We start from the raw sequence: 22,975 nt of genomic DNA on the forward strand, positions 1-22,975 counted from the left end.
CCGCTGATGATGGCAGTCGGGTGCCGGTGAAGGGATCGATCATGGGTGGCGAGGAATCCGCGGTGGGTCGGGCTCGGTTGACCGAGGAGATCCGCACGTTGCGCGCGCGGCGGCAGCAGTTGGTCGACGAGCTGAGGCAGGGCGACGAATCCGGGGACCGGGGCGACGCCGCGCAGGAGTTGCAGGGCGGTGACGAGCTCGTCGCGATCGACGACCGCATCGCCGAGCTGGAAGAAATCCTCGCCGGCGGGCCGTCCGACGTCCGGGGCTTGGCGGCCGGTACCGAGGTGACCTTGCGGTTGCCCGACGGCGCGACGCAGGCCTACCGCGTCGTGGCGATCCCGGAGGAGATCCCCGACGGCGAGGAGGACACCACGTTCACCTCCGACAGCCCGCTGGGCCTGGCGGTGGCCGGGAGTCGCCCGGGGGAGATGATCGGCTTCCCGACGCCGGAAGGCAAGACGAGCGTCGAGGTCGTCAGCATCCGGCCGCCGGACTGAGTTGATCCACAGCGGATGGAAGGGTGCCTCCCACCCCGGGCGGGAGGCACCCTTCCGCCGCTCATGATGCGGCGACGACCTCGGCGGTTTCCAGCGACCTGAGCAGTTCGGCCTGGCGCCGGCGGTAGGTCTCGACGTTCGCCAGCTTGATCTCCTCGTAGCCGCGGACGACGTCCGGCAGCTCGGCCAGCTCCAGGACCGCCGGGTGGTCCGGCGTCGCCAGGGCCTTGGTGATCGCCGTCCGGTACTCGCCGACCAGCTCCCGCTCGACGCGGCGGACCTCGGCGTAGCCGAACGGGTCCAGACGGGTGCCGCGGACCTTCCGCGCCGCGCGCAGCACCCGCAGCACGTTGCCGAACCAGGGGCCGAGGCTGATCTTCCGCTTCATGCCGAGCGCGCGGAGCACCGGCGGGTGCAGGCGGAACGCGAACCGGGAGCCCGCGCCGAACTGGGCTTCGATGTCGGCCCGCAGCCGCTCGTCGAGCGAGAGGCGGGCGACCTCGTACTCGTCCTTGTAGGCCATCAGCTTGTAGAGGTTGCGGGCCACCGCCTCGGTCACCGCGTCCTCCCCGCGGCCGCGCACCTCCTCGACGAATTCCGCGTAGGCGCGCGCGTAGTTCTCGTCGTGGTAGTCGACGAGGTCGGGAATCCGGATGTCCAGCAGCCGCGCCAGTTCCGAGCCCTCGGTGGCCTTGACCAGCGCCCGAGCCCGCCGCGCCGCCGCGCCGGGCTCGCGGGGGGCCGCCGGCGGCGGGGTGATCTCGGCCTGCAGCGCGTCCGGGTCCGCGATCGCCTGGCGGCCGCGGCGGAACGCCTGGATGTTGGCCGCCACCGCCGTCCCGTTGAGCTCGATCGCGCGCTCGATGCTGTCGGCCGACAGCTGCAGCGAACCCGCCTGGTAAGCCGCGCCGAGCTGCAGGATGTTGGCGAACTGGTCGTCGTCGAACAGCTGCTCGGCGAGGCCGCGCGCATCCAGGTAGAAGGCCCGCGCGGTGGCGTCGTCGAGGGTTGCGCGGATGCCGGACTGCACCGGGAACGAGACGGCGGTGTCCACGACCATCCGGCCGGTCGGGACCTCGGTGGTGGACACCACCGCCGTCGTCCGCTCGGCGTCGGCCGCCGCGAGGTGCACCGGATCGGCCGCCACCAGCAGGTCGCAACCGAGGTACAGGTCGCACTCGCCGGCGGCCAGTTTCGGCGCCTGCGCAACGGGTTCCGCGGTGATCTTGAGGTCGGAGACCACCGCGCCGCCCTTCTGCGCGAGGCCGATCTGGTCGAGCGTGCGGACCTGCCGGCCGTCGATCACCGCCGCCGTTGCGAGGATCTGCGTGACCGTGACGACGCCGGTGCCGCCGATGCCGGTGATGCGGACGGTGAAGTCGCCGGTCCCGCGCTCGGGCTCGGGCAGCTCGCCGGCGCTGACCTCGCTGATCTCGCGGCGCACCGTTCGGCCGCTGGGCACCACGGTCAGGAACGACGGGCAGTCGCCGGCCAGGCAGGAGTAGTCGACGTTGCACGAGGACTGGTGGATCTGCGTCTTGCGGCCGAACTCGGTCGATACCGGCTGCACCGAGAGGCAGTTGGACTTGGCGCCGCAATCCCCGCAGCCCTCGCAGACCCGCTCGTTGATCAGCACCTTCTCCGGCGACGTCGGCTGCTTGCCGCGGCGGCGCTTGCGGCGCTTCTCGGCCGCGCACTCCTGGTCGTGGACCAGCACCGTCACGCCGGGCACGGCGGCCAGTTCTTCTTGCGCCCGCAGCAGATCGTCGCGGTGCCGGACCTCGACGCCGCGGGGCAGCTTGCCCGCCAGCCGCTTCGGCGCATCGCTGGTGACGATCACCTTGGCGACGCCTTCCAGCAGCAGGACCTCGGTCAGCCGCGCCAGCGGCAGAGCGCCGACCGCGTCCTGACCGCCGGTCATCGCCACGGCCGAGTTGTGCAGCAGCTTGTAGGTGATGTTGACCCCGGCGGCGACCGCCGCGCGCACGGCGAGGCTGCCGGAGTGCGTGAAGGTGCCGTCGCCGATGTTCTGCACGAAGTGCTCGGTGCCGACGAACGGGGCCATGCCGATCCACTGGGCGCCCTCGCCGCCCATCTGCGTGATGCCGACGACGTCGCCGACCTGGTCGGCGTCCATGAACAGCGCCATCGTGTGGCAGCCGATACCGGCGCCCACCACCGTCCCGTCGGGCACCTTCGTCGACGAGTTGTGCGGGCAGCCCGAGCAGAAGTACGGCGTGCGCGCCAGCAGGGGGACGGCGATGCGCTCGCGGCGGCGGCGCTGCCGCCAGGCGTTGACCGGCTCGATCTCGCCGTGCGCGGTCAGCCGGCCGGCCAGGCCCTTGGCGATGCGGTCCGGGTCGAGCTCGCCGAGCTCGGTGAACAGCGTGCCGCCGTCCGGCCCCTTCTTGCCGTGGACGGCCGGGGCGCCGGGCTGGCCGTAGAGGACCTCCTTGATGGCCGTTTCGAGGAACGAGCGCTTCTCCTCGACCACGACGATCTCGGTCAGCCCGGTCGCGAAGTCCCGGATGAGCTGCGGGTCGAGCGGGTAGATCGCGCCGAGCTTGAGCAGCCGGATTCCGTAGGCGGCCAGCTCCGCTTCGCCGAGGCCGAGCGCCCGCAGCGCCTGCCGGATGTCCAAATAGGACTTCCCGGCCGCCACGATGCCGATCCGGTCCGCCGGGCCCGAGCGCACCACCCGGTTGACGCCGCTGCGCCGGAGGTATTCCACCGCCAGCGGCAGGCGTCGGTTGTGCAGGCTGTGCTCCAGCCCGGCGAGCTCGGCGCCGAGCAGGCGCGCGCTGGGGCGGTGCGAGTACGGCTTGAGCTCGGCCGGGATCTCGGGCGCGGCCCAGTCCGGCGTCACGACCGCCGTGCCGGCCGCGTCCGCGACGTTGGCGACCACCTTGATCGACGTCCACAACCCGCTGGCCCGCGACATCTCCACCGCGTGCAGCCCGAAGTCGAGCAGGTCCTGCGAGTCCGCCGGAAAGAACACCGGCATCGCCAGGTCCGCGAGCGCCGCCTCCGAGGCCGCCGGAACCGTCGAGGACTTCGCGTTCGGGTCGTCGCCGATCAGCGCGACCGCGCCGCCGCGCGGGTTCGTGCCCGCGAGGTTGGCGTGGCGCAGCGCGTCGCTGGCCCGGTCCAGGCCCGGCGCCTTGCCGTACCAGACGCCGACGACGCCGTCCGGGCGCTGCGTGCCGAGCCCCTCGGTGAGCTGGCTGCCCATCACCGACGTCGCGGCCAGCTCCTCGTTCAGGCCAGGCTGGTGGACCACGTCGTGGTCGGCGAGCAGCTTCGCGCGGCGGGCCAGCTCCAGGTCGAACCCGGCCAGCGGCGAACCCTCGTAGCCGGAGACGAACGCCGCGGTGCGCAGTTCGTGGCGGCGGTCGTGCCGGATCCGGTCGAACAACAACCGCACCAGGGCCTGCACCCCGGTCACGTAGACGGTCCCCGACTCCTGGAGGTAGCGGTCGTCCAGGGTGAAGGCGGCCATGTCGAACTCCCTCGGTCGGGCACGCGGATCGTGATCGCCGACACTTCAGCGGATGTGCGATGTGGCGCACAACACCGAGACCCGAAACTGCGGGAACCACGCAAACTTCGGTGGTGCAGATGCCGTCGGACGCCCGAATTTTGCGTAACATCGCGGTCCATGGCCGACCCGACGCTCGATGCGACAGATCACGAAATCCTGGCTCTGCTGCGCGAGGACGCGCGGCGGACGCTGTCGGACATCGCCGGCCGGGTGACGCTGTCGACGGCCGCCGTGAAGCGGCGGATCGACCGGTTGGAGGAGGCCGGCGTGATCCGCGGGTACACAGTGCAGGTGGATCACGCGAAGCTCGGCTGGGCCGTCGAGGCTTTCATCGAGCTGCGGTTCCTGGGCACCAGCGGCGTGGACGAGATCATCCAGACGACGACCCGGATGCCCGAGGCGCAGGCGGTGTTCACGATCGCGGGCGACCCGGATGCGCTGGTGTGGCTGCGGGTCCGGGACATGGCGCACCTGCAGCGCACCATCGACGAGATCCGCCGGAGCCATCGGGTCACCAGCACCAAGACCCTGATCGCCCTGGACTCCTGGCAACGCAGCCGCCGCTGAGCGGAACCTATTTCCAAACTCGTCTTGGGTGGCGGTGCGGGTAGCGGCCCCCCTGCGGGAATCACGGTCGCCTTCTCGCTGTGGGATCCCCGACATCATGTATGCCCAATACACCACGTCGGGGACTGGCCTCGCCGAGAGCCCCTCGGGCGGGCACAGCCTGAGAACCCGCGGCGGTGCGAGTTGCGTAGGTGGGCTATGCGGCTGCGCCGCTTCAAAGACAAAACCCCGCGCCCACCACATCCAAAACCGGGTTGCCATAGCGACACGAAGTACTCACGGCCCACGTGACCAGGTGGCACGGCCTCGGGGCGCGATTTCCGCCGGAATCCGGGTTCGGCGAGACAAACGGGCGTTGACCGCACATCCTGATCACATGGTCGGGGATCTTGAGCTGGCCGCCGTGCCGGCGTTGTTGCCCACCGGTCCGCCGGGCGTCGAGATCCGGCTGGACGGGCTCGTCGTCGGCGACCTGGAGCTGCGGATCTGCCACGGCTGCCGGATCGCGGTCGTGGAGTACATCCGCATCGACCGGCGCTGCCGGCGGCGGGGCCTGGCGACGCTCGCGATCGACCTTCTCCGGCGCACCTGGCCGGACTACCGGTGGAGCACGGCGCCGATCGAACGCAGCACCGAGGCGCTGGGCTTCTGGCACTCCCTCGACTGGCCCGGCCCGCTCGGCGAACCAGACGAGTGCCCCCACCTGCTCGCCTGAGCCGTCAGCCGGCCACCGCCGGCGGCCGGGTCAGGTCGTGGTAGGTGGCTCCGTGCGCGTCCTCGCCGATGGTGCGCTCGGCGAGGCTCCAGCGGAGTTCGTCGCGGTGGTGGCGTCCGGCCTGGCGGAGCAGCTGGTCCAGGCGCCGCTGCGCGTCGTCGAAACCGGCGTGCAGCGAGATGTGCCGCCGTTGCCCGTCGAACAGCGGAATCCGCGTTCCCTCGCCGTCCACCACGAGCACCCACACCGCCGCCGCGGCCCGGTCGGCGTGCATCCGGGCGCGGATCTCGGTGGTGCTGCCGGGCGCGGCGCCGAGGTGCTCGACGACGTCCGTCACCGAGGCCGCCAGGCCGAGGCGGCAGAGGTGCCGCGCCACCTGGAAGTCCGAGGCGCGCAGCCCTTCCGCGAGCGCCGGCAGGAACGTTCGCCGCCGCCAGCCCGCGATGAGCTCGCGCTCGTCGGTCGCGGCCCAGTACCGCCGTTCCTCGGCGGCGTAGTTCCGCAGCGCGACGGCGCGCCAGTCGTAGTCGGGCTCTTCGGCGAGCTTCGCGCGCAGCCAGTCTTCCCTGGCCCGCGCGCCCCGCACGGCGTCGCCGGGGATCAGGTACCTGAGCCGGCCTTCGACGGCGCGCACGCTGCGCTGCAACTCCGCGGCGATGTCGGCCAGGTCGTCGCCCTGCCGCAACGCTTCGATCAACTGGGCGTAGTCGCTGTCGAACCAGTACTCGTGCTCGCGACCACCCGCCTGCGGTAATTCGCTCATGTTTTCGAATCTAGCCAGCGCGGGGCGCGTCGAGTAAGGCCCAACCGTGCGACGCGATGCCGCTGATCAGGCGGTTCTGCGCTGCTCCCACGGGGAGCGGAAGCCGAGCAGCACCAGGCCGAGCCTCCCCGACGGGACCCGGGCGCCGTCACATGACGGTGCCGATGTGCCAGGGGACGAACTCCTCCTCGCCGTAGCCGAGGTCTTCGCTCTTGGTGTGCTCGCCGGAGGCGACGCGCAGCACGTGGTCGAAGATCTGCTCGCCGAGCTCCTCGACGGTGGTCCCGCCGTCGATGATGCTGCCCGCGTTGATGTCCATGTCCTCGCTCATGTGCTCGTAGAGCGGGGTGTTGGTGGCGAGCTTGAGGCTCGGGACGGGGGAACAGCCGAACGCCGATCCGCGGCCGGTGGTGAAGCAGACGACGTTGGCGCCGCCCGCCACGATCCCGGTCACCGACACCGGGTCGTAGCCGGGCGTGTCCATGAACACGAAGCCCTTGCTGGTGACGGGGGCGGCGTAGTCGACGACGTCGCGCAGCGTCGTGGTGCCGCCCTTCGCGACCGCGCCCAGCGACTTCTCCAGGATGGTCGTCAGGCCGCCCGCCTTGTTGCCGGGGGAGGGGTTGTTGTCCATCGAACCGCCGTTCTTGGCGGTGTAGTCCTGCCACCAGGCGATCTTGTCCAGGAGCTTCTCGCCGACCTCGCGGCTGGCGGCGCGGCGGGCGAGCATGTGCTCGGTGCCGTAGATCTCGGGTGTTTCGCCGACGATGCCGGTGCCGCCGTGCGCGACGAGCCGGTCGACCGCCGCGCCGAGCGCGGGGTTGGCCGTGATGCCGGAGTAGGAATCCGAGCCGCCGCAGTTGGTGCCGAGGACGAGTTCGCTGGCCGGGACCGCGGTGCGCTCGACCTTGTCGGCCTCGGGCAGCAGCTCGGTGAGCCGGCCGACGCCCGCTCGGACGGTCTTGGTGGTGCCGCCGAGCTCCTGGATGGTGGCGGTGACGACCGGCAGGCCGCTGCGCAGCTCGACGTCCTCGGTGAGCTTGACGATCTGGTTGTCCTCGCAGCCGAGGCCGAGGACGAGGAAGCCGGCGAAGTTCGGGTGCGTGAGGTAGCCGCGCATGACGCGGCGCAGCACGTCGATGCCCTCGCCGTCGGGGGCCATGCCGCAGCCGGTGCCGTGGGTGAGCGCGACGACGCCGTCGACGTTCGGGAAGTCGTCCAGCACGCCGGAGAACCGCATCTGCTGGGCGATGAGCTTCGCCGCGGTCGCCGAGCAGTTGACGCTGGTGAGCACGCCGAGGTAGTTGCGGGTGCCGACCTTGCCGTCGGAGCGGACGTAGCCCTGGAAGGTGGCGCGCTGGTCCGCGGGCAGGAGCTGTTCGGGCTGGGCGTCGACGGCGAACTCGTAGGCCCGCTCGAACTCGCGGTATTCGAGGTTGTGCAGGTGGATGTGCTCTCCGGCGGCGATGTCCCGGCCCGCGAAGCCGATCACCTGGCCGTACCGGCGCACCGCGCTGCCCGCCGCGATGTCGTGCACCGCCACCTTGTGCCCGCGCGGCACGTCCGCGCGCAGCACGACCGCGCCGCCGCCGACCCTGGTTTCGGCGCCCGCGCCCAGGTCGGCGCCGGCGATGGCGACGTCGTCCTCGTCGCGCAGGTGGATGAGGGTCGGAATGTTCGGCATGCCCGCTCCATGTCTGGTATTTCGAACACCGGTTGATATACCGTATTTGCGGCTCGTGTTCGGTGTCAACGGCACGGGATCCGCGCCCGTTCCGCCGGAAATCCCGGATCTGCGCCTTGATCTCCAGCACGGTCGATTTGCCAGGCTTTGGGCATGAGTAGCCCTGTGTCAACCTCAGTCCTCCTCAACCGCACCCCAGGGGACCGTGACGCAAACCAGCCACGAGAAACCACGCAACGGGAGAGTGGGCTGAACGCAACCACCACTGTGAATCGCGGAGAGGCGGACCAGTCATGAGCGAGAACGAGCACGACGAATGGCAGATCGGGACCGTCGACGTCGACGCCTACCTGGACCGGCTCGGGCACCCGCGGGTGGAGCCGTCGGCGGCGGCGCTGCGATCGCTGCACGAGGCGCACGTGCGCGCCATCCCGTTCGAGAACATAGACGTGATCCTCGGGCAGCACCCCGGGGTCGCGTTGCCCGACATCAACGACAAGCTCGTCCGGCGCGGCCGCGGCGGCTACTGCTACGAGCACGCGCTGCTGTTCGCGGCGGTGCTGGAGAACCTGGGGTTCGACGTGGAGCGCCGGATGGCGCGAACCAGGCCGCGGCAGTTCGGCTTCCGGACCCACGCGATGCTCCGGGTTCGCGTCGACGGCACCGACCACCTGGCCGACGTGGGCTTCGGCGCGAACCTGTTCACGCCGATGCCGTTCGAGGACGGGGCATTGGTCGACCAGGCCGGCTGGAAGCACCGCCTGGTCCGCGAGGGTGCACTGTGGACGCTGGAGATCGAGACCGCGGAAGGCTGGGAAGCGCTGCACTCCTCCGACGAGATGCCGCAGCACTTCGCCGATTACGAGGTGGCGCACCACTTCATCTCGACGCATCCCCGGTCGCCGTTCGGTCGCAAGCTGGTCGTCATGCGGCTGGACCAGGGGATCAGCCGCCGCCTGGTCGGCGACGAACTCACGGTGGAGCGCCCTGGCGGCAACGCGGAGGTCGCCAAGATCTCCGTCGACCAGCTGGAACCCGTCCTGCGCGACCTCGACGTGCGGCTGAGCGACGCCGAGTTCGACGCGCTCCGGGCGCGGCACGGATCCACTGCGGACAACGAGATTTGACTTCGAGTAATGTCGAAGTTTCAGGATGGTCCCGCAAGGCAGTCATCCTGAAGGGAAAGCGAAAATGTCCGAAGACCTGTTGCGACTGGGCATCATCGTCGGCAGCACCAGGGAGGGCCGCTTCGCCGGGACGGTGGCCGGTTGGTTCGCCGGCCTGGCGAAGCAGCACCCGGAACTGGACGTCGACGTCATCGACCTGGCCGAGCTCGAACTCCCCGCGGTGCACCCGGCAGGCCTCACCCCGCAGCTGACGGCGTACACCGGTCGGCTGGCCGCCGCGGACGCGTTCGTCGTGATCACCCCCGAGTACAACCACGGCTACCCGGCATCGCTGAAGTACGCCATCGACACCGCCGGCGCCGAGTGGCAGACCAAGCCGGTCGGATTCGTCTCCTACGGCGGGATTTCCGGCGGCCTGCGGGCGGTCGAGCAGCTCCGCCAGGTCTTCGCCGAGCTGCACGCGGTGACCGTCCGCGAAACCGTGAGCTTCCACGGCGTCTACGACCGCTTCGACGAGTCCGGCAACCCCAAGGACGAGACGGGCCCGGCCGGCGCGGCGAAGCTGATGCTGGACCAGGTCGTCTGGTGGGCTCGCGCGACGAAGGAAGCCCGGGATCGGCGTCCGTACCGCTGATTCTCGGCCAGACGGCCCCTTGTCGTGGCTGCCGGAGCGCGCGAAGCTACCCGGCAGCGGACGACTGCCGTCGTGGAGGGGCGATGTGGTGGTTGCGCGTCTTCGGAACCCTGGTCACCGTCCTGGCCGTCGTGCTCGGCGGGTTGGCCCTGCAACCCGCCGGAACGCTGACGGTGCCGATCGCCGAGCCGGCGCCGCCGCTACCGCCCGAGCCCCCACCGCCGCCTCCGCCGCCTGGGCCGCCGGTGCTCGCGGTCAAGGTGGACAACTCGCCGCCGGCCCGCCCGCCGACCGGGATCGGCGCGGCCGACGTGATCTTCGTCGAACCGGTCGAGGCGGGAATCAGCAGGCTGATAGCGGTTTTCGCGTCCAGCCTGCCGCCGGTGGTGGGCCCGGTGCGCAGCGCCCGGCAGACCGACCTGCGCCTGCTGCCCCAGTTCGGGCATCCGACGCTGGCGTTCTCCGGTGCGGCACCGGAACTCCTGCCGGAGATCGGGCGGGCACCGGTGAACGACGCCTCGCAGGCGAGCGTTCCCGGTGCGTACTTCCGGGGGCCGGGCGAGGCGCCGCACAACCTCTTCGTGCGCCCGGCCCGGCTTCCGGCGGGCGCGGGTTGGTCGCCGAACGCCCGGCTGCTGTTCGGCGCGGCCCCTCCCGGCGGCGTGCCTGCCGACCGGGAGGAGGTCGCCTACCGGGCCGCGCGCGTGAGATTCACCTGGTCGCCGGGTGATCGGCGATGGCTGGTGTCGATGGACGGCCGCCCGTACTCGGCCGCCGACAGCGGGCGGCTCGGCGCGAGCACGGTGGTGCTCCAGGAAGTCCCCGTGTCCGCCTCGCCGTTCCGCGACGTGGTGGGGAACGTGTCGCCGTTCGCGGAAACCGTCGGGGAGGGGCGGGCGGTGGTGCTCCGCGACGGCCTTTCGTTCGAGGCCAGCTGGTCCCGGCCGACCCCCGAGGTGGGCACCGCCTACACCGCACCGGCGGGCGAGCCGATCCCGTTCGCGCCCGGCCAGGTCTGGATCGTCCTGGTCCCCGTCTGAGCAACTATTCCTGACTGATCAGCAGGCGTTGGCGAGAGCGGACCCGCATTGACAAAAAAATTTGTCAATGAGACGGTGTTGACATGCACGATGTGGCGGTGATCGACGATCCGGGGGCGGCTGAGGTCTCGCTTGACCCGGTGCGCGCCCGGCTGCTCGCCGAACTGGCCGAACCCGGCTCGGCGACTACGCTCGCGCAGAAGGTCGGGCTGACCCGGCAGAAGGTCAACTACCACCTGCGCGAGCTGGAGCGGCATGGGTTGGTCGAGCTGGTCGAGGAGCGGCGCAAGGGCAACTTCACCGAGCGCGTGCTGCGGGCGACCGCGGTCTCGTACGTGATCTCGCCGAGCGTCCTGGCGGCGGTCGAGCCCGATCCCGCGCGGTCCCGCGACAGGCTGTCCGCGCGCTGGCTGCTCGCGGTGGCCGCGCGGCTGGTGCGCGACGTGGGCGAGCTGATCGCGGGAGCGGCAAAGGCCCGCAAGCGGCTCGCGACGTTCGCCATCGACGGCGAGGTCCGGTTCGCCTCCGCGGCCGACCGCGCCGCGTTCGCCGAGGAGCTGTCCGGGGCGGTGGCATCGCTGATCTCGAAGTACCACGACGAGTCCGCGGCCGGTGGGCGGGCGCACCGGATCGTGGTCGCTGTGCATCCGACGGTTCGACGAGAAGGGGAGAGCTGATCATGTTCGTTCCGGTTACCAGCATCCTGGTCGACGACCAGGACAAGGCCTTGGCGTTCTACACCGACGTGCTGGGCTTCGTGAAGAAGACCGACATCCCGGCCGGCGACGCCAAGTGGCTGACCGTCGTCTCGCCCGACTCGCCGGACGGCGTCGAGCTGCTGCTCGAACCGGACGGCAACCCCGGGATCCAGATCGACGGCAAGCCGGCCGGGCAGGTGTACAAGAAGACGCTCTACGACGCGGGCATCCCGTTCACCATGCTCGGCAGCACGGACCTGGAGAAGGACTGCGCGCGGATGAAGGAACTCGGGGTCGAGTTCACCCAGGAACCGACGAAGACCGATTTCGGCGCGCAGGCGGTGTTCGACGACACCTGCGGCAACCTCATCATCCTCGTCCAGCAGGACTGATCGTGGTGGACGAGCGCCGGCGGCTGGCGAAGGAGATCGAACTCGCCGCCACCCCGGAACAGGTCTGGCAGGCGATCTCCACCCCGGAGGGCATGTCGGTCTGGTTCGTGCCGCATGAGCACGCGGGCGAGGAGATCGAGGCGGACTTCGGCGGCGGCAACACCCAGGCCGGCCAGGTGCTGGAGCGGGAGCCGGGCAGGCGGGTCGTGTACGGCGCGCCCGGCCCGGACGGTGAACCGCCGATGACGCTCGAGTTCCTGGTCGAGGGCAGGGCGGGCGGCACCACCGTGCTCCGGCTCGTCCAAAGTGGATTCTTCGGCGGCGACGACTGGGAGGCCGAGTATGACGGCTTCGGCAAGGGCTGGGACCTGTTCCTGCACAACCTCGCCGAGTACTTCCGGCACTTCCCCGGGCTGCCGGTGGCCAACGTGGTCGCCACCGGGTTCACCGACCGGCCCGGAAAAGCGGTGTGGGCCGACCTGATCGCGCGGCTCGGCGCGGATCCGGCGCTCGGCGAACAGGTGCGCCTCACCCCGGAGGGGCTCGAACCCATCGAGGGCGTGGTGGACCTGCGAGACGAGTCGCTGCTCGGCATCCGCACCGAGCACGGCCTCTACCGCTTCATGGCCGACGATCTGCACCACATGGTGAGCACGACCCAGTACTTCTACGGCGTCGCGGTGGACCGCGAGTCCCGCAGCGCCGCCTGGCAGTCCTGGCTCGACCGCATCACCGGGCGATGAAGTCCGCCTTCGGCCGGCCAGGCCGTGGGTCTTCCGGGCCGCAACGGCGACCGGAAGACCCACGGCCCTCGCGCGCCGAACGGATCAGGCGAATTCGAGCAGCGCGTGGACCGGCAAGTGGTCGGACGGGAAGTAACCGTTGCTGCGGTAGGCGTTGATCGCGGCCTGCAGCACCCGGAAGCGCCCGTTGTGCAGCAGCCAGTCGATCCGCTCCTTGCCCTCGACCGGTTCCTTGTAGGCGCCGAAGGTGCCCCACGCCGGGGTGAGCCGCTCGGCGGCCGTGGCCCAGCTGTCGGCCAGCCCGCCGCCGGTCAGGATCTTGAAGGACTCCGACGTCTCGGCGGGCGTGTTGAAGTCGCCGGTGAGCACGACCGGCAGCGCGGCGTCGAAACCGGCGATCCGGTCGCGCACCAGCTGCGCGCTGCGGCGGCGCGATTCCTCCGACTGGTGGTCGAAATGCGTGTTGACGTGGACGAACTCGCGGCCGGTCCGGCGGTCCAGGAAGCGCACCCAGGTGACCATCCGGATCACGTTGTTGCCCCAGCTCTTCGAGCCGATCACGTTCGGCGTGTCGGAGAGCCAGAAGTGGTCGTAGTCCAGCGGCTCGACCCGGCGGGTGTCGAAGTAGATCGACATGTACTCGCCGCGGCCGCCGCCTTCGCGGCCCAGCCCGATCCAGTCGTAGTGGCGCGGGAGGTCCGCCCGGACCTCCTTCACCTGGCTGTACAAGGCTTCCTGCACGCCGAGCAGGGTGGGCTGCTCGGTGTTGAGCAGCTGGGCGAGGATCGGGCGGCGGGTGGTCCAGGCGTCGGGGTTCGGCGGTGCGGCCTTGGTGTCGAGGCGGATGTTGAAGGTCATCACGTGCAGCCGATCGCCGCGCGCGGGCCCGATCAGCGCCTCGCCGCCCGGCCGCGCGGCCGCCTGACCGCCGGTGCCGAGCACGCCGGCGACCGCCGCGACTCCGGCCATGCCGAGAACTCCCCGTCGGGTAACACCAGACACTGCTGCCTCCTTGATCGTCTGACCGAGATCCTCGCAGCCGGCGGACCGGGAATGGTTGACCGGAAGGCGAACATTGCCGGAATTCCGCGGCAGGTTGCGGGTGTGACCAGGTCGGCGATCGCCGCCCGCTGTCGGTGACCGTGGCTAGGCTCGTGCTCATGAACGATCGCCGCCTGCTGCTGGTTCACGCGCACCCCGATGACGAATCCACCGCCACCGGCGCCACGATGGCCCGGTACCTCGCGGAGGGCGCATCGGTTTCGCTGGTGACCTGCACCAGCGGGGAGCTCGGCGAGGTGATCGTCGACGATCTCGCGCACCTGCGCGGAGAACCCGATGCGCTGGGCGAGCACCGGCGCGGGGAGATCCGCGCGGCGCTGGCGGAGTACGGCGACGTCCGGCACCACTGGCTCGGCGGCCCGGGTCGCTGGCGGGACAGCGGCATGGCGGGCGAGGCGGGCAACGACGCGGACGGCTCCTTCGCCAAGGCCGATCCCGCGGACGTCACCCGCGCGATGGTCGAGATCCTGCGTGCGGAGCGGCCCCAGGTGGTGATCACCTACGACGAGTTCGGCGGCTACGGCCACCCCGACCACATCGGCGCGCACCGCGCGGTGATGGACTCCATCGACCCGGCGGCCGACCCGGACTACGCGCCGGAGCTCGGCGAGCCGTGGCAGGTGTCGAAGGTGTACTGGACGACGCTGCCGCGTTCGATCCTCAAGCAGGTCGAGGAGGCCGGCGTCGAGGGCTTCGAGCCGTACACGGTGCCCGACGAGGAGCTCACGGCGATGGTCGACGGCCGCGACTTCCACGCGATCAAGACCGCCGCCCTGCGGCACTACCGCAGCCAGGTCAACCTGGACGACGGCGGGTTCTTCGCCCAGCTGGTATCGCGCCCGGAGTTCGCGATGGAGCACTACCTGCTGGTCCGCGGAGAACGAGGCCCCGGATCCGGCACCTACGACTGGGAATCCGACCTCTTCGCGGGCCTCGCCTGACGAAACCACGCGCCCGCAACAGAAACCTCGGCTAACGCCGAAGGCTCCCAATTTTAGGCAAAATCGGAAGATCCCTTCGGGAACCCCGTGCGCTGGCTCCGGGAAGCCCCCAATTTTAGGCAAAATTGGGGGCTTCCTAGCCCGGCGAGGGCTTGAGAGGGCTCCGGGAAGCTCCCAATTTTAGGCAAAATTGGGTCGTGCTCGTGCCGCCGTCGTCTGGTGCGGTTACCCGTTCGTGCGGCGTTCGTCGTCCGGGATCGGGGCCGGGTGCGCGGGCCAGGGGCCGAGGTCCGGCAGCGGGCCGAGCGGCGAGCGCTCCGGCGTCCGGCCCGCGAGCCAGGCCGCGAGGTCGCGGGCCCGGCCGCTGATCTCGGGACGGCCGTCGGCGTCGCCGGTCGTCCACCGGCGCGGGCCGTCGGCCTGCCGCAGGACGACGCCCTCCGGCAATCGGGGAAGCAGGAAATCGACCGCGTGGCAGGAGAATTCGTTGCTCCACTCCTGCGGGCCGATGCCCAGGTCGAGGTCCACCAGGTGGATCCACACCTCCCGCCAGCGCATGTGCACGAGCCCGCCCAGGTCGCCGTTGCGGAACCGCACCGGGCGCGCCCAGTCGTCGGTGGTGGCCTGCGACCACACCGCTTCCAGCGCGGCGGAGTGCCGGGCGATGGCGGACCGGTGTTCGTCGGCGCTGCTCGGGGCGAGGCCCGCGATGATCGCGTCGCGTTCGGCCTGCCCGCCTTCGTAGGCGTCGACCAGCTCGCCGCGCAACGCGAGCTCGGAGACCCGCGCGAACGCTCGGGCGTTGTCGGTCAGGTGGGCCAGCACGTGGCCTCGGCTCCACCCGGGGAGCAGCGACGGAGCGGTGACTTGATCATCGGTCAGCGCGGCGAGCGCTTCGCGGAGTCGACGATGGCCTTGCGCGACAGCGTGCAACGGAGGCATCACGCGCCAGGATCCTAGACCCGTCCCGCCGTGGGGCGCCGTCAGTGCGAGTTGTAGGTCTTGTACGCCTCGACGAGCTGGGTCTCGGCCTCGTCGAAGTACTCGTCGAGCCGGTCGGCCGCCGCTTCCATCGAGCCGCCGGTGATCAGGTCCGCGATCGCCCGGTTGAGCGCGAGGTAGGGCTGGTGGAACTCCTGCGGGCGGGACATCACGTGGAACGCCAGTCGCAGCTCGGCCAGCAGCTGCCGCATCGTCTCGTTCACCCGCGGGCTGGCGGCCAGCGCCGCGAGCGCTTCGTGGAAGCGCATGTTCGCGGTGCCGACGTCGCTCCACCGCTCGTCCTCGGCTGCCCGCTCGCCGTCGGTCACCGCCCGGTCCACGGCCGCCACCAGCTCGGCCGCCGCGGTGCCGGCCCGGCGCACCGCGCTGGTCTCCAGCAGCCTGCGGATCCGGTACAGGTCGATCACGTCGTCGGCGCTGAGCACCCGGACGAACACGCCGCGGTGGAACTCGTGCACCAGCAGTCGCTCGTGCACCAGCAGCCGGAACGCCTCGCGCAGCGTGTTGCGGGAGACGGCCAGCGCCTTGCCCGCGGTTTCCTCGGAAAGCCGGGTGCCCGGGGCGAGCGCGCCGTCGATGATGCGCTGCCGCAGCACGTCGGCGACCCGTTCGGCCGTGCTGGTGCGGTCCAGCAGCGATCGGTCGGCCGTGAGCAGGTCCGCCCACGGGTCCGCGGTGGTCAATCGAGCTCCCAACGACGTGCCCGGCAGTTGATCTGAGTGTAACGAGACAGCTCCGAATGAGGTATTGCAGAATTGTTCAACAATTCACTATCTTGACCGGAACTGCCGCTCGGCGGCCCGAACGCGAGACCCCTGCCACCGGCGAACGGCCGGTGTTCTGAGTTGATCGGAGGTGCCATGGCTCAGACGACCACGGCCGACGGCAAGTCGTCGGCGGCGAAGCGCAGCACCCTGTTGGGCGCGGTCTTCCTGATGGCCACCAGCGCCATCGGCCCCGGCTTCATCACCCAGACGACGCAGTTCACCATCCAGCTCGGTGCGGCCTTCGCCTTCGCCATCCTGGTGTCGATCCTGGTCGACATCGCGGTGCAGCTGAACGTGTGGCGGGTCATCGGCGTCTCCGGCATGCGAGCGCAGGACCTGGGCAACCGCGTGGTGCCCGGCCTCGGCTACGTGATGGCCGCGCTGGTGGTCTTCGGCGGGCTGGTGTTCAACGTCGGCAACATCGCCGGCACCTCGCTCGGCCTCGACGCGCTGTTCGGGCTGGACGCGAAGATCGGCGGCACCCTCTCGGCCGTCATCGCCATCGGGATCTTCCTGAGCAAGAAGGCCGGGGTGGCGATGGACCGCATCGTCGTGGTCCTCGGCGTGGTCATGATTCTGCTGACCGCGTTCGTCGCCTTCTCCTCCCACCCGCCCGTCGGCCAGGCCCTGGTCCAGGCGGTGTGGCCGTCGGAGGTGGACTTCCTGTCCATCACCACCCTGATCGGCGGCACCGTCGGCGGCTACATCACCTACGCGGGCGCGCACCGCCTGGTGGACGCCGGGGTGACCGGTCCGGAGCGGATCGTCGACGTCAGCCGCAGCTCCGTCGTCTCGCTGCTGGTGACCGGCGTGATGCGGCTGGTGCTGTTCCTCGCGGTGCTCGGCGTCGTGGCCGGCGGCGTCACGCTGGCCTCGTCGAACCCGACCGCGGAAGCCTTCCAGCACGCGGCCGGCGAGGTCGGCCTGCGGCTGTTCGGGATGATCCTCTGGGCCGCCAGCATCACCTCGGTCGTCGGCGCCGCTTACACCTCGGTGTCGTTCCTGGTGACCTTCTCGCCGAAACTGGCCCGCGCCCGCAACTGGATGGTCGTCGCGTTCGTGGCGGTGTCAGCGGTGGCGTTCCTGCTCCTGGACCAGGCGCCGACGACACTGCTGGTGCTGGCCGGCGCGCTCAACGGGCTGATCCTTCCGGTCGGCTTCGGCGTGCTGATGTTCGTGGCGGCCAAGCGGCGGGACCTGCTCGGCGGATACCGGTACCCGCGTTGGCTACTGGTCGTGGGTGTGCTCGCCTGGTTGCTGACCTTGTACCTGGGATTCAACTCGCTCGGCGGCATCGCCGCGCTGTGGAAGTGAGGCGGGCATGGACCTCAACTCGGACCTCGCGGAGGGCTTCGGCCGCTGGGAGCTCAGCGACGACGAGGCGCTGCTGCGGATCGTCACCAGTGCGAACGTCGCGTGCGGCTACCACGCCGGGGACGCCACGGTGATCCGCCAGGCCGTCGAGCAGGCCGCGAAGCTGGGCGTCGTGGTCGGCGCCCAGGTCAGCTACCGGGACCTGGCCGGGTTCGGCCGCCGGTTCATCGACGTGCCGCCGGTGGAGCTGGCCAACGACGTGATCTACCAGATCGGCGCGCTGGCCGGGTTCGCCCGCGTCGCGGGCACCGAGGTCGGCTACGTCAAGCCGCACGGCGCGCTCTACAACGCGATCGTGCACCACGCCGACCAGGCGGCCGCCGTGGTCGACGCGGTGCGCGCCTACGACCCGTCGCTGGCGGTGCTCGGGCTGCCCGGCTCCGAGTGGCTGGCCCGGGCCGAGCAGGCCGGGCTGCAGGTGTTCCGCGAGGCCTTCGCCGACCGCGCGTACACGCCCGAGGGCACCCTGGTGTCGCGCCGTGAACCTGGCGCCGTGCTGCACGATCCGGACGTCATCGCAGACCGCTGCGTGCGGCTGGCCGCCGGCGAGCCGATCAAGGCAATCGACGGCTCCGACATCAAGATCGACGCCGATTCGATCTGCGTGCACGGCGACAGCCCGGGCGCGGTGGCTATCGCCGAGGCGGTGCGGGACCGGCTGGTGGCCGGGGGAGTGGCGTTGGCGCCGTTCGTTGTGCGAGGTCTGTGATGCGGTTCCTGCGGTGCGCCGATTCGGGGCTGCTCATCGAGCTGGCCGATCTCGAAGCCGTGCAGGCGCTGTTCGCCGTCCTCGCCGAGAACCCGCCGGAAGGCGTCACGGACCTCGTCCCGGCGGCCCGGACGCTGCTGCTGCACCTGGACCCGCAGCGCGCCGACATCGGCGCGGTCGAGGCGGCGGTGCGTGCGGCAGAGCCCCGCGACGGCTCGCGCGCCTGCGGTGAGCTGGTGGAGGTGCCGGTGGTCTACGACGGCGCCGACCTCGCGGAAGTCGCGTCGCTGACAGGTCTGACCGAGCGCGAAGTGGTGCACCGGCACACGGGCGCGGAGTGGACGGTCGCCTTCGGCGGGTTCGCGCCCGGTTTCGGCTACCTCTCCGGTGGCCCGGCGGAGCTGGTGGTGCCGCGCCGCACCGAGTCGCGGACCAAGGTGCCGCCGGGCTCGGTCGGCCTCGCGGGCGCGTTCAGCGGCATCTACCCGCGCGAATCGCCCGGCGGCTGGCAGCTGATCGGGCGCACCGACCTGGAGATCTGGCGGGTCGACCGAAATCCGCCCGCACTGCTGCGGCCCGGCGTGCGGGTGCGCTTCCTGGAGGTCGCATGAGCTGCCTGGAAATCCTGGCCACGGGCCCGCTCGCGACGATCCAGGACCTCGGGCGACCGGGCCTGGCCGGCATCGGCGTCGGCCGCTCGGGCGCGGCCGACGCCGGCTCCTTCCGGCTGGCCAACAGGCTGGTCGGCAACGACGAGGGCGCCGCGGCCATCGAGGTCACGTTCGGCGGGCTCGCGGTCCGCGCGACCCGCGACCTCACGGCAGCGGTGACCGGTGCGCCCTGTCCGATCACTGTGGACGGTCGCGCCGCGGCGGTGAACTCGGTGCTGCGGATCCCGGCCGGTGTCGAGCTGCGGATGGGCGTGCCCGGTTGCGGGCTCCGCAGCTACCTCGCGGTGCGCGGCGGCGTCGCCGTCCCGCCGGTGCTCGGCTCGCGCGCCACCGACGTTCTCGCGGGGGTCGGGCCGGAGCCGCTGGCCGGCGGCGCGGTGCTGCCGGTCGGCCCGCCGCCCGCCCGGTTCCCGCAGGTGGACGTCGCGCCGGTGGCGGTGTGCCCGGCCGACGAGATCGTGCTGAGCGTGGCGCCGGGACCGCGCCACGACTGGTTCGTCGACGACGCTCTGGCAACCCTGGTCAGCAAGCCGTACGAGGTCACCGCCGACAGCAACCGGATCGGCATGCGGCTGGACGGCCCGGCGCTGGACCGGAGCCGCACCGAGGAGCTGCCCAGCGAGGGCATGGTCGCCGGCGCACTGCAGGTGCCGCCGTCGGCGCGGCCCACGCTGTTCCTCGCCGACCACCCGGTGACCGGCGGCTACCCGGTGATCGCCGTGGTCGCCGCCGCCGACCTCGACGCAGCCGCCCAGGCGCGTCCCGGGCAGCGGATCCGCTTCCGCTTGAAAAAGGGTTTCCGGACCCGTCTTTCGTAGCGGCGCGGAACCTCAGGTCGGCCTGCGGGATCTCCGTCCGGTGCGCGGCCCTCGACGGGTGGGCAGGTCTCGCGGATTTGCACAGCGCTTCCGGCGCTTCACAAATGAAGAACGGGCAGAGTTTCACTGCTCGAGTAGGGAGAATTCGATGACGCAGCCGCAGGCGATGTCGCCGGACCAGGCCCGCGCGGAGTTCCGCGCCGGCCTGCGCGTGCCGACCTCGGGTTACAGCGCGGGCTGGACGCAGGCGAACCTCATCTCGCTGCCCCGCGAGTACGCCTACGACTTCCTGCTGTTCGCGCAGCGGAATCCGCGCTCGTGCCCGGTCCTCGACGTGACCGAGCCGGGCGAGACCAGCATGTCGATCTTCGCCGGCGACCTGCGCACCGACCTGCCCGCGTACACCGTCTACCGGGACGGCGAGCTGGCGGAGGAGCGCGCCGAGGTCACCGACCTGTGGCGGGACGACCTGGTGTCGTTCCTGATCGGCTGCAGCTTCACCTTCGAGGCGGCGCTGCTGGAGGCCGAGGTCCCGGTGCGCCACATCGAGGCGGGCAGCAACGTCCCGATGTACCGGACGAACCGGGAATGCCGCCCGGCAGGCCGGTTGGCCGGGCCGTTGGTGGTGTCGATGCGGCCGGTGCCCGCGGAACTGGTGTCCACCGCGGTCCGCGTGACCTCCCGCTACCCGGCGGTGCACGGCGCCCCGGTGCACATCGGCGCGCCGGAAGCGTTGGGAATCAAGGACATCGACCGGCCCGACTTCGGCGACGCGGTGGAGATCCGGCCCGGCGAGATCCCGGTGTTCTGGGCCTGCGGGGTGACGCCGCAGGCGGCCGTGATGCGGTCCAGGCCGCCGTTCGCCATCGGCCACGCGCCCGGCTACATGGCGATCACCGACGCCCGGGACAGCCGCTTCCTGGTCCCGTGACCGCCGCCTCCCGGATCGGGTGAAATCGCCGCTTTCGCGCGAAACCGCCATCATCCGGGACGACCCGTACGTGCGGACCCTTAGTCCGAAGAGCACACCTCCTGCGCTGGAGGTTCGTGCATTCTGCGGTGTCCGCCCTCCTTTTCGGACTGTTGACTCCAAGCCGGAGTTCTCAGACGACACAAGGAGGTTCGGGTGGGGGCGCTTTCCGGCCGATTAGGCCGAGCGTTGGCCATCGCGACGAGTGCGCTGGTCACGGGCACAGTGGTGGTGGCGGGATCACCGGCGATGGCACAACCTCCTGGTGCCGCACCGGTTGCCTGGGGCGAGTGCGACAGCGAAGCGCTGGACGGGGTGCCGATCACCGAGCGGTACCTCTACCGCTGCGCGAGCTACCCGGTGCCGATCGACCACGACGACCCGCGCAAGGGCACCGTCGAACTGGCGATGATGCGCCGTGCGGCGGCCGACCCGGACGCGAAGATCGGCTCGCTGTTCCTGAACCCGGGCGGGCCCGGCGGCGCCGGGTTCAACCGGCCGGTGACCGCGGTGAAGAAGTTCGAGCCGCAGGTGCTGAACCGCTTCGACATCATCGGTTTCGACCCGCGCGGGGTCGATCGCAGCACCCGGCTGCGCTGCTTCGAAACCGCCGAGCAGGCGGAGGAGGTGCTGGGCCGGCTCTCCTCGGTGCCGGTCACGGACAAGCAGATCCGCACCACGATGGCCGCGTTCCGGGACTACGGCGAGGCCTGCGACGACAACGCGGGTGAGCTGTTGCACCACATGTCCACCAAGGACGTGGCGCGGGACCTCGACCGATGCGCCAGGGCGTGGGCGACGAGCAGCTCAACTACGTCGGCTTCTCCTACGGCACGCTGCTGGGCGCGACCTACGTGAACATGTTCCCGGAGCGCAGCCGCGCGATCATCCTGGACGGCAACGTGGATCCGCAGCTGCGGACCGCCGACGGCGTCCAGTACGACCGGGAGCGGGCGCAGGGCTTCGAGCTGGCGCTGGACTCGTTCCTGAAGCTCTGCGGCGAGAAGGCGCAGCGGTGCGCGTTCGGCGAGGGCGATCCGCGGGCGAAGTTCGACGAGATCCGCGATCACCTGCGGCAGGAGCCGATCACCATGCCGGACGGCTCGGAGATCACGCTCGACCAGTTCACCGACGGCGTCAGCAGCGCGCTGTACGCCCCGGACCAGTTCCGGCAGCTCGCCACCGACCTTCAGTCGCTGCACCGGCAGCTGCACCCGAAGCCGGGGCTGGTCCCGGAGCTGCTCGGCCTGCTGAGCAAGCCGACCTCGATCGGTCGCCTGGACGCTCCCGCCGACGCCGCGGAGAGCAGCTACGTGGACGACACCTACTACGGGGTGAACTGCGCGGACAAGCCGATTCCCAAGAAGCCCCAGCAGGTTCCGGGCATCGCCGCGCAGTGGGAGGCGGAATCGCCGACCTTCGGCCGGTCGCAGGCGTTCAGCGACCTGGCCGCGTGCTCGAACTGGCCGGAGATGACCCGGACGTGCACCGCGGTCCGTGGCAGCACCAGGCGGCGAACCCGGTGCTGCTGTTCGGGAACTTCTACGACCCGGCCACCCAGTACGAGTTCTCCCGCCGCATGGAGCAGGAACTGGGCAACGCCCGCCTGGTGAGCGTCGACTCGTTCGGCCACTGCATCCTGGGGAACAGCCCGTGCACCGACCGGATCGCGGCGGACTTCCTGACGGACCTGAAGGTCCCGGAACCGGGCCAGGTCTGCCAACCGGACAAGCCACCGTTCGCCTGATGCGAGAATAGTGTTCCAGGCTCGTTTTGCGTGGCGGTGCGGGTAGCGGCCCCCCTGCGGGAGTTACAGAAGCCTTCTCGGCTGTGGGATCCCCGACTTGTGTATGGACCAATACGCGGCGTCGGGGCTGTCCTCGCGAGAAGACTTCTGAGAACCCGCGGCGGTGCGAGTTGCGAGGGTGGGCTAAGCGGCTGCGCCGCTTGCGGCAGCTTGAGCTGTGGCAGCGTTGCGTGCCGCAGGTTGCCCAAGCACGTGTGGAAACGCCGTGGTGTTCGACCGGTCAAACGAAAAGACCCCCGTCCGAGCTTGAGAAGGGCGGGGGTCTTCTTCGTTTGGTGGCCGATGCGCCGGTCGCCTCTGCGGCGATTGGCGCGACGCGGCTCCAGCCGAACGGTATTCCGCGAAGGCGGTCATTGAGGCCCGGGGGACACGGGCGCACCGACCGAACTGTTCAACGGCCGGACCCGCGGCGGTGTTCCGGTCCCGGGTGTGAGTCACCCCTCACTCGAT

General features: G+C 70.8%; 21 protein-coding genes and 1 pseudogene. 16 read left to right on the plus strand and 6 right to left on the minus strand.

What is annotated here, in order from left to right:
* The first annotated feature begins 41 nt into the window (after positions 1 to 41).
* Positions 42 to 500, plus strand: coding sequence for a GreA/GreB family elongation factor (locus E1288_RS22230; RefSeq protein ID WP_132488051.1), 459 nt, complete (start codon positions 42 to 44; stop codon positions 498 to 500).
* Between the two features lie 61 nt (positions 501 to 561).
* On the opposite strand, the gene E1288_RS22235 is transcribed toward E1288_RS22230, so the two are convergent.
* Complete coding sequence (locus E1288_RS22235; RefSeq protein WP_132488053.1) at positions 562 to 3,999, minus strand: indolepyruvate ferredoxin oxidoreductase family protein; 3,438 nt, start codon at positions 3,997 to 3,999, stop codon at positions 562 to 564.
* A 159-nt stretch (positions 4,000 to 4,158) separates the two neighbouring features.
* Here E1288_RS22235 and E1288_RS22240 point away from each other — a divergent pair, with 159 nt between their 5' ends.
* Positions 4,159 to 4,608: an Lrp/AsnC family transcriptional regulator gene (locus E1288_RS22240; protein ID WP_132488055.1), complete on the plus strand. Its 450-nt coding sequence runs from the start codon at positions 4,159 to 4,161 to the stop codon at positions 4,606 to 4,608.
* A 376-nt stretch (positions 4,609 to 4,984) separates the two neighbouring features.
* Positions 4,985 to 5,323: a hypothetical protein gene (locus E1288_RS22245; RefSeq protein ID WP_132488057.1), complete on the plus strand. Its 339-nt coding sequence runs from the start codon at positions 4,985 to 4,987 to the stop codon at positions 5,321 to 5,323.
* Positions 5,324 to 5,327: 4 nt separating this feature from the next.
* Here E1288_RS22245 and E1288_RS22250 read toward each other — a convergent pair whose 3' ends face one another.
* Entirely contained in the window at positions 5,328 to 6,086 is a 759-nt protein-coding gene (locus E1288_RS22250) for a hypothetical protein (protein ID WP_132488059.1), read from the minus strand.
* A 148-nt stretch (positions 6,087 to 6,234) separates the two neighbouring features.
* Positions 6,235 to 7,770 (minus strand): UxaA family hydrolase, encoded by a 1,536-nt coding sequence (locus E1288_RS22255; RefSeq protein WP_132488061.1) that lies wholly within the window; start codon positions 7,768 to 7,770, stop codon positions 6,235 to 6,237.
* 293 nt (positions 7,771 to 8,063) lie between these two features.
* On the opposite strand from E1288_RS22255, the gene E1288_RS22260 reads away from it, so the two are divergent.
* The 6 genes from E1288_RS22260 (at position 8,064) to E1288_RS22285 (ending at position 12,404) form a co-directional block, all read left to right on the plus strand.
* Positions 8,064 to 8,897, plus strand: a complete 834-nt coding sequence (locus tag E1288_RS22260) for an arylamine N-acetyltransferase family protein (protein ID WP_132488063.1) — start codon at positions 8,064 to 8,066, stop codon at positions 8,895 to 8,897.
* A gap of 64 nt (positions 8,898 to 8,961) precedes the next feature.
* Positions 8,962 to 9,531, plus strand: coding sequence for an NADPH-dependent FMN reductase (locus tag E1288_RS22265; RefSeq protein WP_132488065.1), 570 nt, complete (start codon positions 8,962 to 8,964; stop codon positions 9,529 to 9,531).
* Positions 9,532 to 9,614: 83 nt separating this feature from the next.
* Positions 9,615 to 10,571 carry a DUF3048 domain-containing protein gene (locus E1288_RS22270; RefSeq protein ID WP_132488067.1) on the plus strand — a complete coding sequence of 319 codons (957 nt, stop codon included), beginning with the start codon at positions 9,615 to 9,617 and terminating at the stop codon, positions 10,569 to 10,571.
* Between the two features lie 83 nt (positions 10,572 to 10,654).
* Positions 10,655 to 11,248, plus strand: coding sequence for an ArsR/SmtB family transcription factor (locus E1288_RS22275; protein WP_207954491.1), 594 nt, complete (start codon positions 10,655 to 10,657; stop codon positions 11,246 to 11,248).
* 2 nt (positions 11,249 to 11,250) lie between these two features.
* Complete coding sequence (locus E1288_RS22280; protein ID WP_165968208.1) at positions 11,251 to 11,661, plus strand: VOC family protein; 411 nt, start codon at positions 11,251 to 11,253, stop codon at positions 11,659 to 11,661.
* Positions 11,662 to 11,663: 2 nt separating this feature from the next.
* Positions 11,664 to 12,404: an SRPBCC family protein gene (locus E1288_RS22285; protein WP_132488071.1), complete on the plus strand. Its 741-nt coding sequence runs from the start codon at positions 11,664 to 11,666 to the stop codon at positions 12,402 to 12,404.
* Between the two features lie 84 nt (positions 12,405 to 12,488).
* On the opposite strand, the gene E1288_RS22290 is transcribed toward E1288_RS22285, so the two are convergent.
* Positions 12,489 to 13,406 carry an endonuclease/exonuclease/phosphatase family protein gene (locus E1288_RS22290; RefSeq protein ID WP_268951856.1) on the minus strand — a complete coding sequence of 306 codons (918 nt, stop codon included), beginning with the start codon at positions 13,404 to 13,406 and terminating at the stop codon, positions 12,489 to 12,491.
* A gap of 176 nt (positions 13,407 to 13,582) precedes the next feature.
* Between E1288_RS22290 and mshB the strand changes: the two genes are divergently transcribed.
* A complete protein-coding gene (mshB, locus tag E1288_RS22295; protein ID WP_132488188.1) occupies positions 13,583 to 14,407 on the plus strand; it encodes an N-acetyl-1-D-myo-inositol-2-amino-2-deoxy-alpha-D-glucopyranoside deacetylase in 825 nt (274 codons plus the stop codon).
* A gap of 225 nt (positions 14,408 to 14,632) precedes the next feature.
* Here mshB and E1288_RS22300 read toward each other — a convergent pair whose 3' ends face one another.
* Both E1288_RS22300 and E1288_RS22305 read right to left on the minus strand, forming a co-directional pair.
* Positions 14,633 to 15,349, minus strand: a complete 717-nt coding sequence (locus E1288_RS22300) for a maleylpyruvate isomerase family mycothiol-dependent enzyme (RefSeq protein ID WP_132488190.1) — start codon at positions 15,347 to 15,349, stop codon at positions 14,633 to 14,635.
* Positions 15,350 to 15,390: 41 nt separating this feature from the next.
* Positions 15,391 to 16,092, minus strand: coding sequence for a GntR family transcriptional regulator (locus E1288_RS22305; RefSeq protein ID WP_132488073.1), 702 nt, complete (start codon positions 16,090 to 16,092; stop codon positions 15,391 to 15,393).
* Positions 16,093 to 16,269: 177 nt separating this feature from the next.
* Here E1288_RS22305 and E1288_RS22310 point away from each other — a divergent pair, with 177 nt between their 5' ends.
* The 6 genes and pseudogenes from E1288_RS22310 to E1288_RS50405 all read left to right on the plus strand — a co-directional run bounded on the left by E1288_RS22310 (position 16,270) and on the right by E1288_RS50405 (position 22,465).
* The gene (locus E1288_RS22310; RefSeq protein ID WP_132488075.1) at positions 16,270 to 17,490 is read left to right on the plus strand and encodes an NRAMP family divalent metal transporter; all 1,221 of its coding nucleotides are present in this window, start codon (positions 16,270 to 16,272) and stop codon (positions 17,488 to 17,490) included.
* A gap of 7 nt (positions 17,491 to 17,497) precedes the next feature.
* Complete coding sequence (locus E1288_RS22315; protein ID WP_132488077.1) at positions 17,498 to 18,259, plus strand: LamB/YcsF family protein; 762 nt, start codon at positions 17,498 to 17,500, stop codon at positions 18,257 to 18,259.
* Positions 18,259 to 18,870, plus strand: coding sequence for a 5-oxoprolinase subunit B family protein (locus tag E1288_RS22320; protein ID WP_132488079.1), 612 nt, complete (start codon positions 18,259 to 18,261; stop codon positions 18,868 to 18,870). The genes E1288_RS22315 and E1288_RS22320 overlap by 1 nt, the downstream gene beginning before the upstream one ends.
* Positions 18,867 to 19,748 carry a 5-oxoprolinase subunit C family protein gene (locus E1288_RS22325; protein WP_132488081.1) on the plus strand — a complete coding sequence of 294 codons (882 nt, stop codon included), beginning with the start codon at positions 18,867 to 18,869 and terminating at the stop codon, positions 19,746 to 19,748. Before E1288_RS22320 ends, E1288_RS22325 begins: the two co-directional genes overlap by 4 nt.
* A gap of 148 nt (positions 19,749 to 19,896) precedes the next feature.
* On the plus strand, positions 19,897 to 20,679 hold the full coding sequence (locus tag E1288_RS22330; RefSeq protein ID WP_132488082.1) for a putative hydro-lyase: 783 nt from the start codon (positions 19,897 to 19,899) through the stop codon (positions 20,677 to 20,679).
* Positions 20,680 to 20,907: 228 nt separating this feature from the next.
* Positions 20,908 to 22,465: pseudogene (locus E1288_RS50405) on the plus strand (alpha/beta hydrolase).
* The last annotated feature ends 510 nt before the right edge of the window (positions 22,466 to 22,975 follow it).

This window comes from Saccharopolyspora elongata, assembly GCF_004348985.1.
Taxonomy (GTDB): Bacteria; Actinomycetota; Actinomycetes; order Mycobacteriales; family Pseudonocardiaceae; genus Saccharopolyspora; species Saccharopolyspora elongata.

Bases quoted from the DNA above. Each gene is read 5' to 3' on its own strand.
- E1288_RS22230 (WP_132488051.1), top strand. From the start codon at position 42: ATGGGTGGCGAGGAATCCGCGGTGGGTCGGGCTCGGTTGACCGAGGAG.
- E1288_RS22235 (WP_132488053.1), bottom strand. From the start codon at position 3,999: ATGGCCGCCTTCACCCTGGACGACCGCTACCTCCAGGAGTCGGGGACC.
- E1288_RS22240 (WP_132488055.1), top strand. From the start codon at position 4,159: ATGGCCGACCCGACGCTCGATGCGACAGATCACGAAATCCTGGCTCTG.
- E1288_RS22245 (WP_132488057.1), top strand. From the start codon at position 4,985: ATGGTCGGGGATCTTGAGCTGGCCGCCGTGCCGGCGTTGTTGCCCACC.
- E1288_RS22250 (WP_132488059.1), bottom strand. From the start codon at position 6,086: ATGAGCGAATTACCGCAGGCGGGTGGTCGCGAGCACGAGTACTGGTTC.
- E1288_RS22255 (WP_132488061.1), bottom strand. From the start codon at position 7,770: ATGCCGAACATTCCGACCCTCATCCACCTGCGCGACGAGGACGACGTC.
- E1288_RS22260 (WP_132488063.1), top strand. From the start codon at position 8,064: ATGAGCGAGAACGAGCACGACGAATGGCAGATCGGGACCGTCGACGTC.
- E1288_RS22265 (WP_132488065.1), top strand. From the start codon at position 8,962: ATGTCCGAAGACCTGTTGCGACTGGGCATCATCGTCGGCAGCACCAGG.
- E1288_RS22270 (WP_132488067.1), top strand. From the start codon at position 9,615: ATGTGGTGGTTGCGCGTCTTCGGAACCCTGGTCACCGTCCTGGCCGTC.
- E1288_RS22275 (WP_207954491.1), top strand. From the start codon at position 10,655: ATGCACGATGTGGCGGTGATCGACGATCCGGGGGCGGCTGAGGTCTCG.
- E1288_RS22280 (WP_165968208.1), top strand. From the start codon at position 11,251: ATGTTCGTTCCGGTTACCAGCATCCTGGTCGACGACCAGGACAAGGCC.
- E1288_RS22300 (WP_132488190.1), bottom strand. From the start codon at position 15,349: ATGCCTCCGTTGCACGCTGTCGCGCAAGGCCATCGTCGACTCCGCGAA.
- E1288_RS22310 (WP_132488075.1), top strand. From the start codon at position 16,270: ATGGCTCAGACGACCACGGCCGACGGCAAGTCGTCGGCGGCGAAGCGC.
- E1288_RS22315 (WP_132488077.1), top strand. From the start codon at position 17,498: ATGGACCTCAACTCGGACCTCGCGGAGGGCTTCGGCCGCTGGGAGCTC.
- E1288_RS22320 (WP_132488079.1), top strand. From the start codon at position 18,259: ATGCGGTTCCTGCGGTGCGCCGATTCGGGGCTGCTCATCGAGCTGGCC.
- E1288_RS22325 (WP_132488081.1), top strand. From the start codon at position 18,867: ATGAGCTGCCTGGAAATCCTGGCCACGGGCCCGCTCGCGACGATCCAG.
- E1288_RS22330 (WP_132488082.1), top strand. From the start codon at position 19,897: ATGACGCAGCCGCAGGCGATGTCGCCGGACCAGGCCCGCGCGGAGTTC.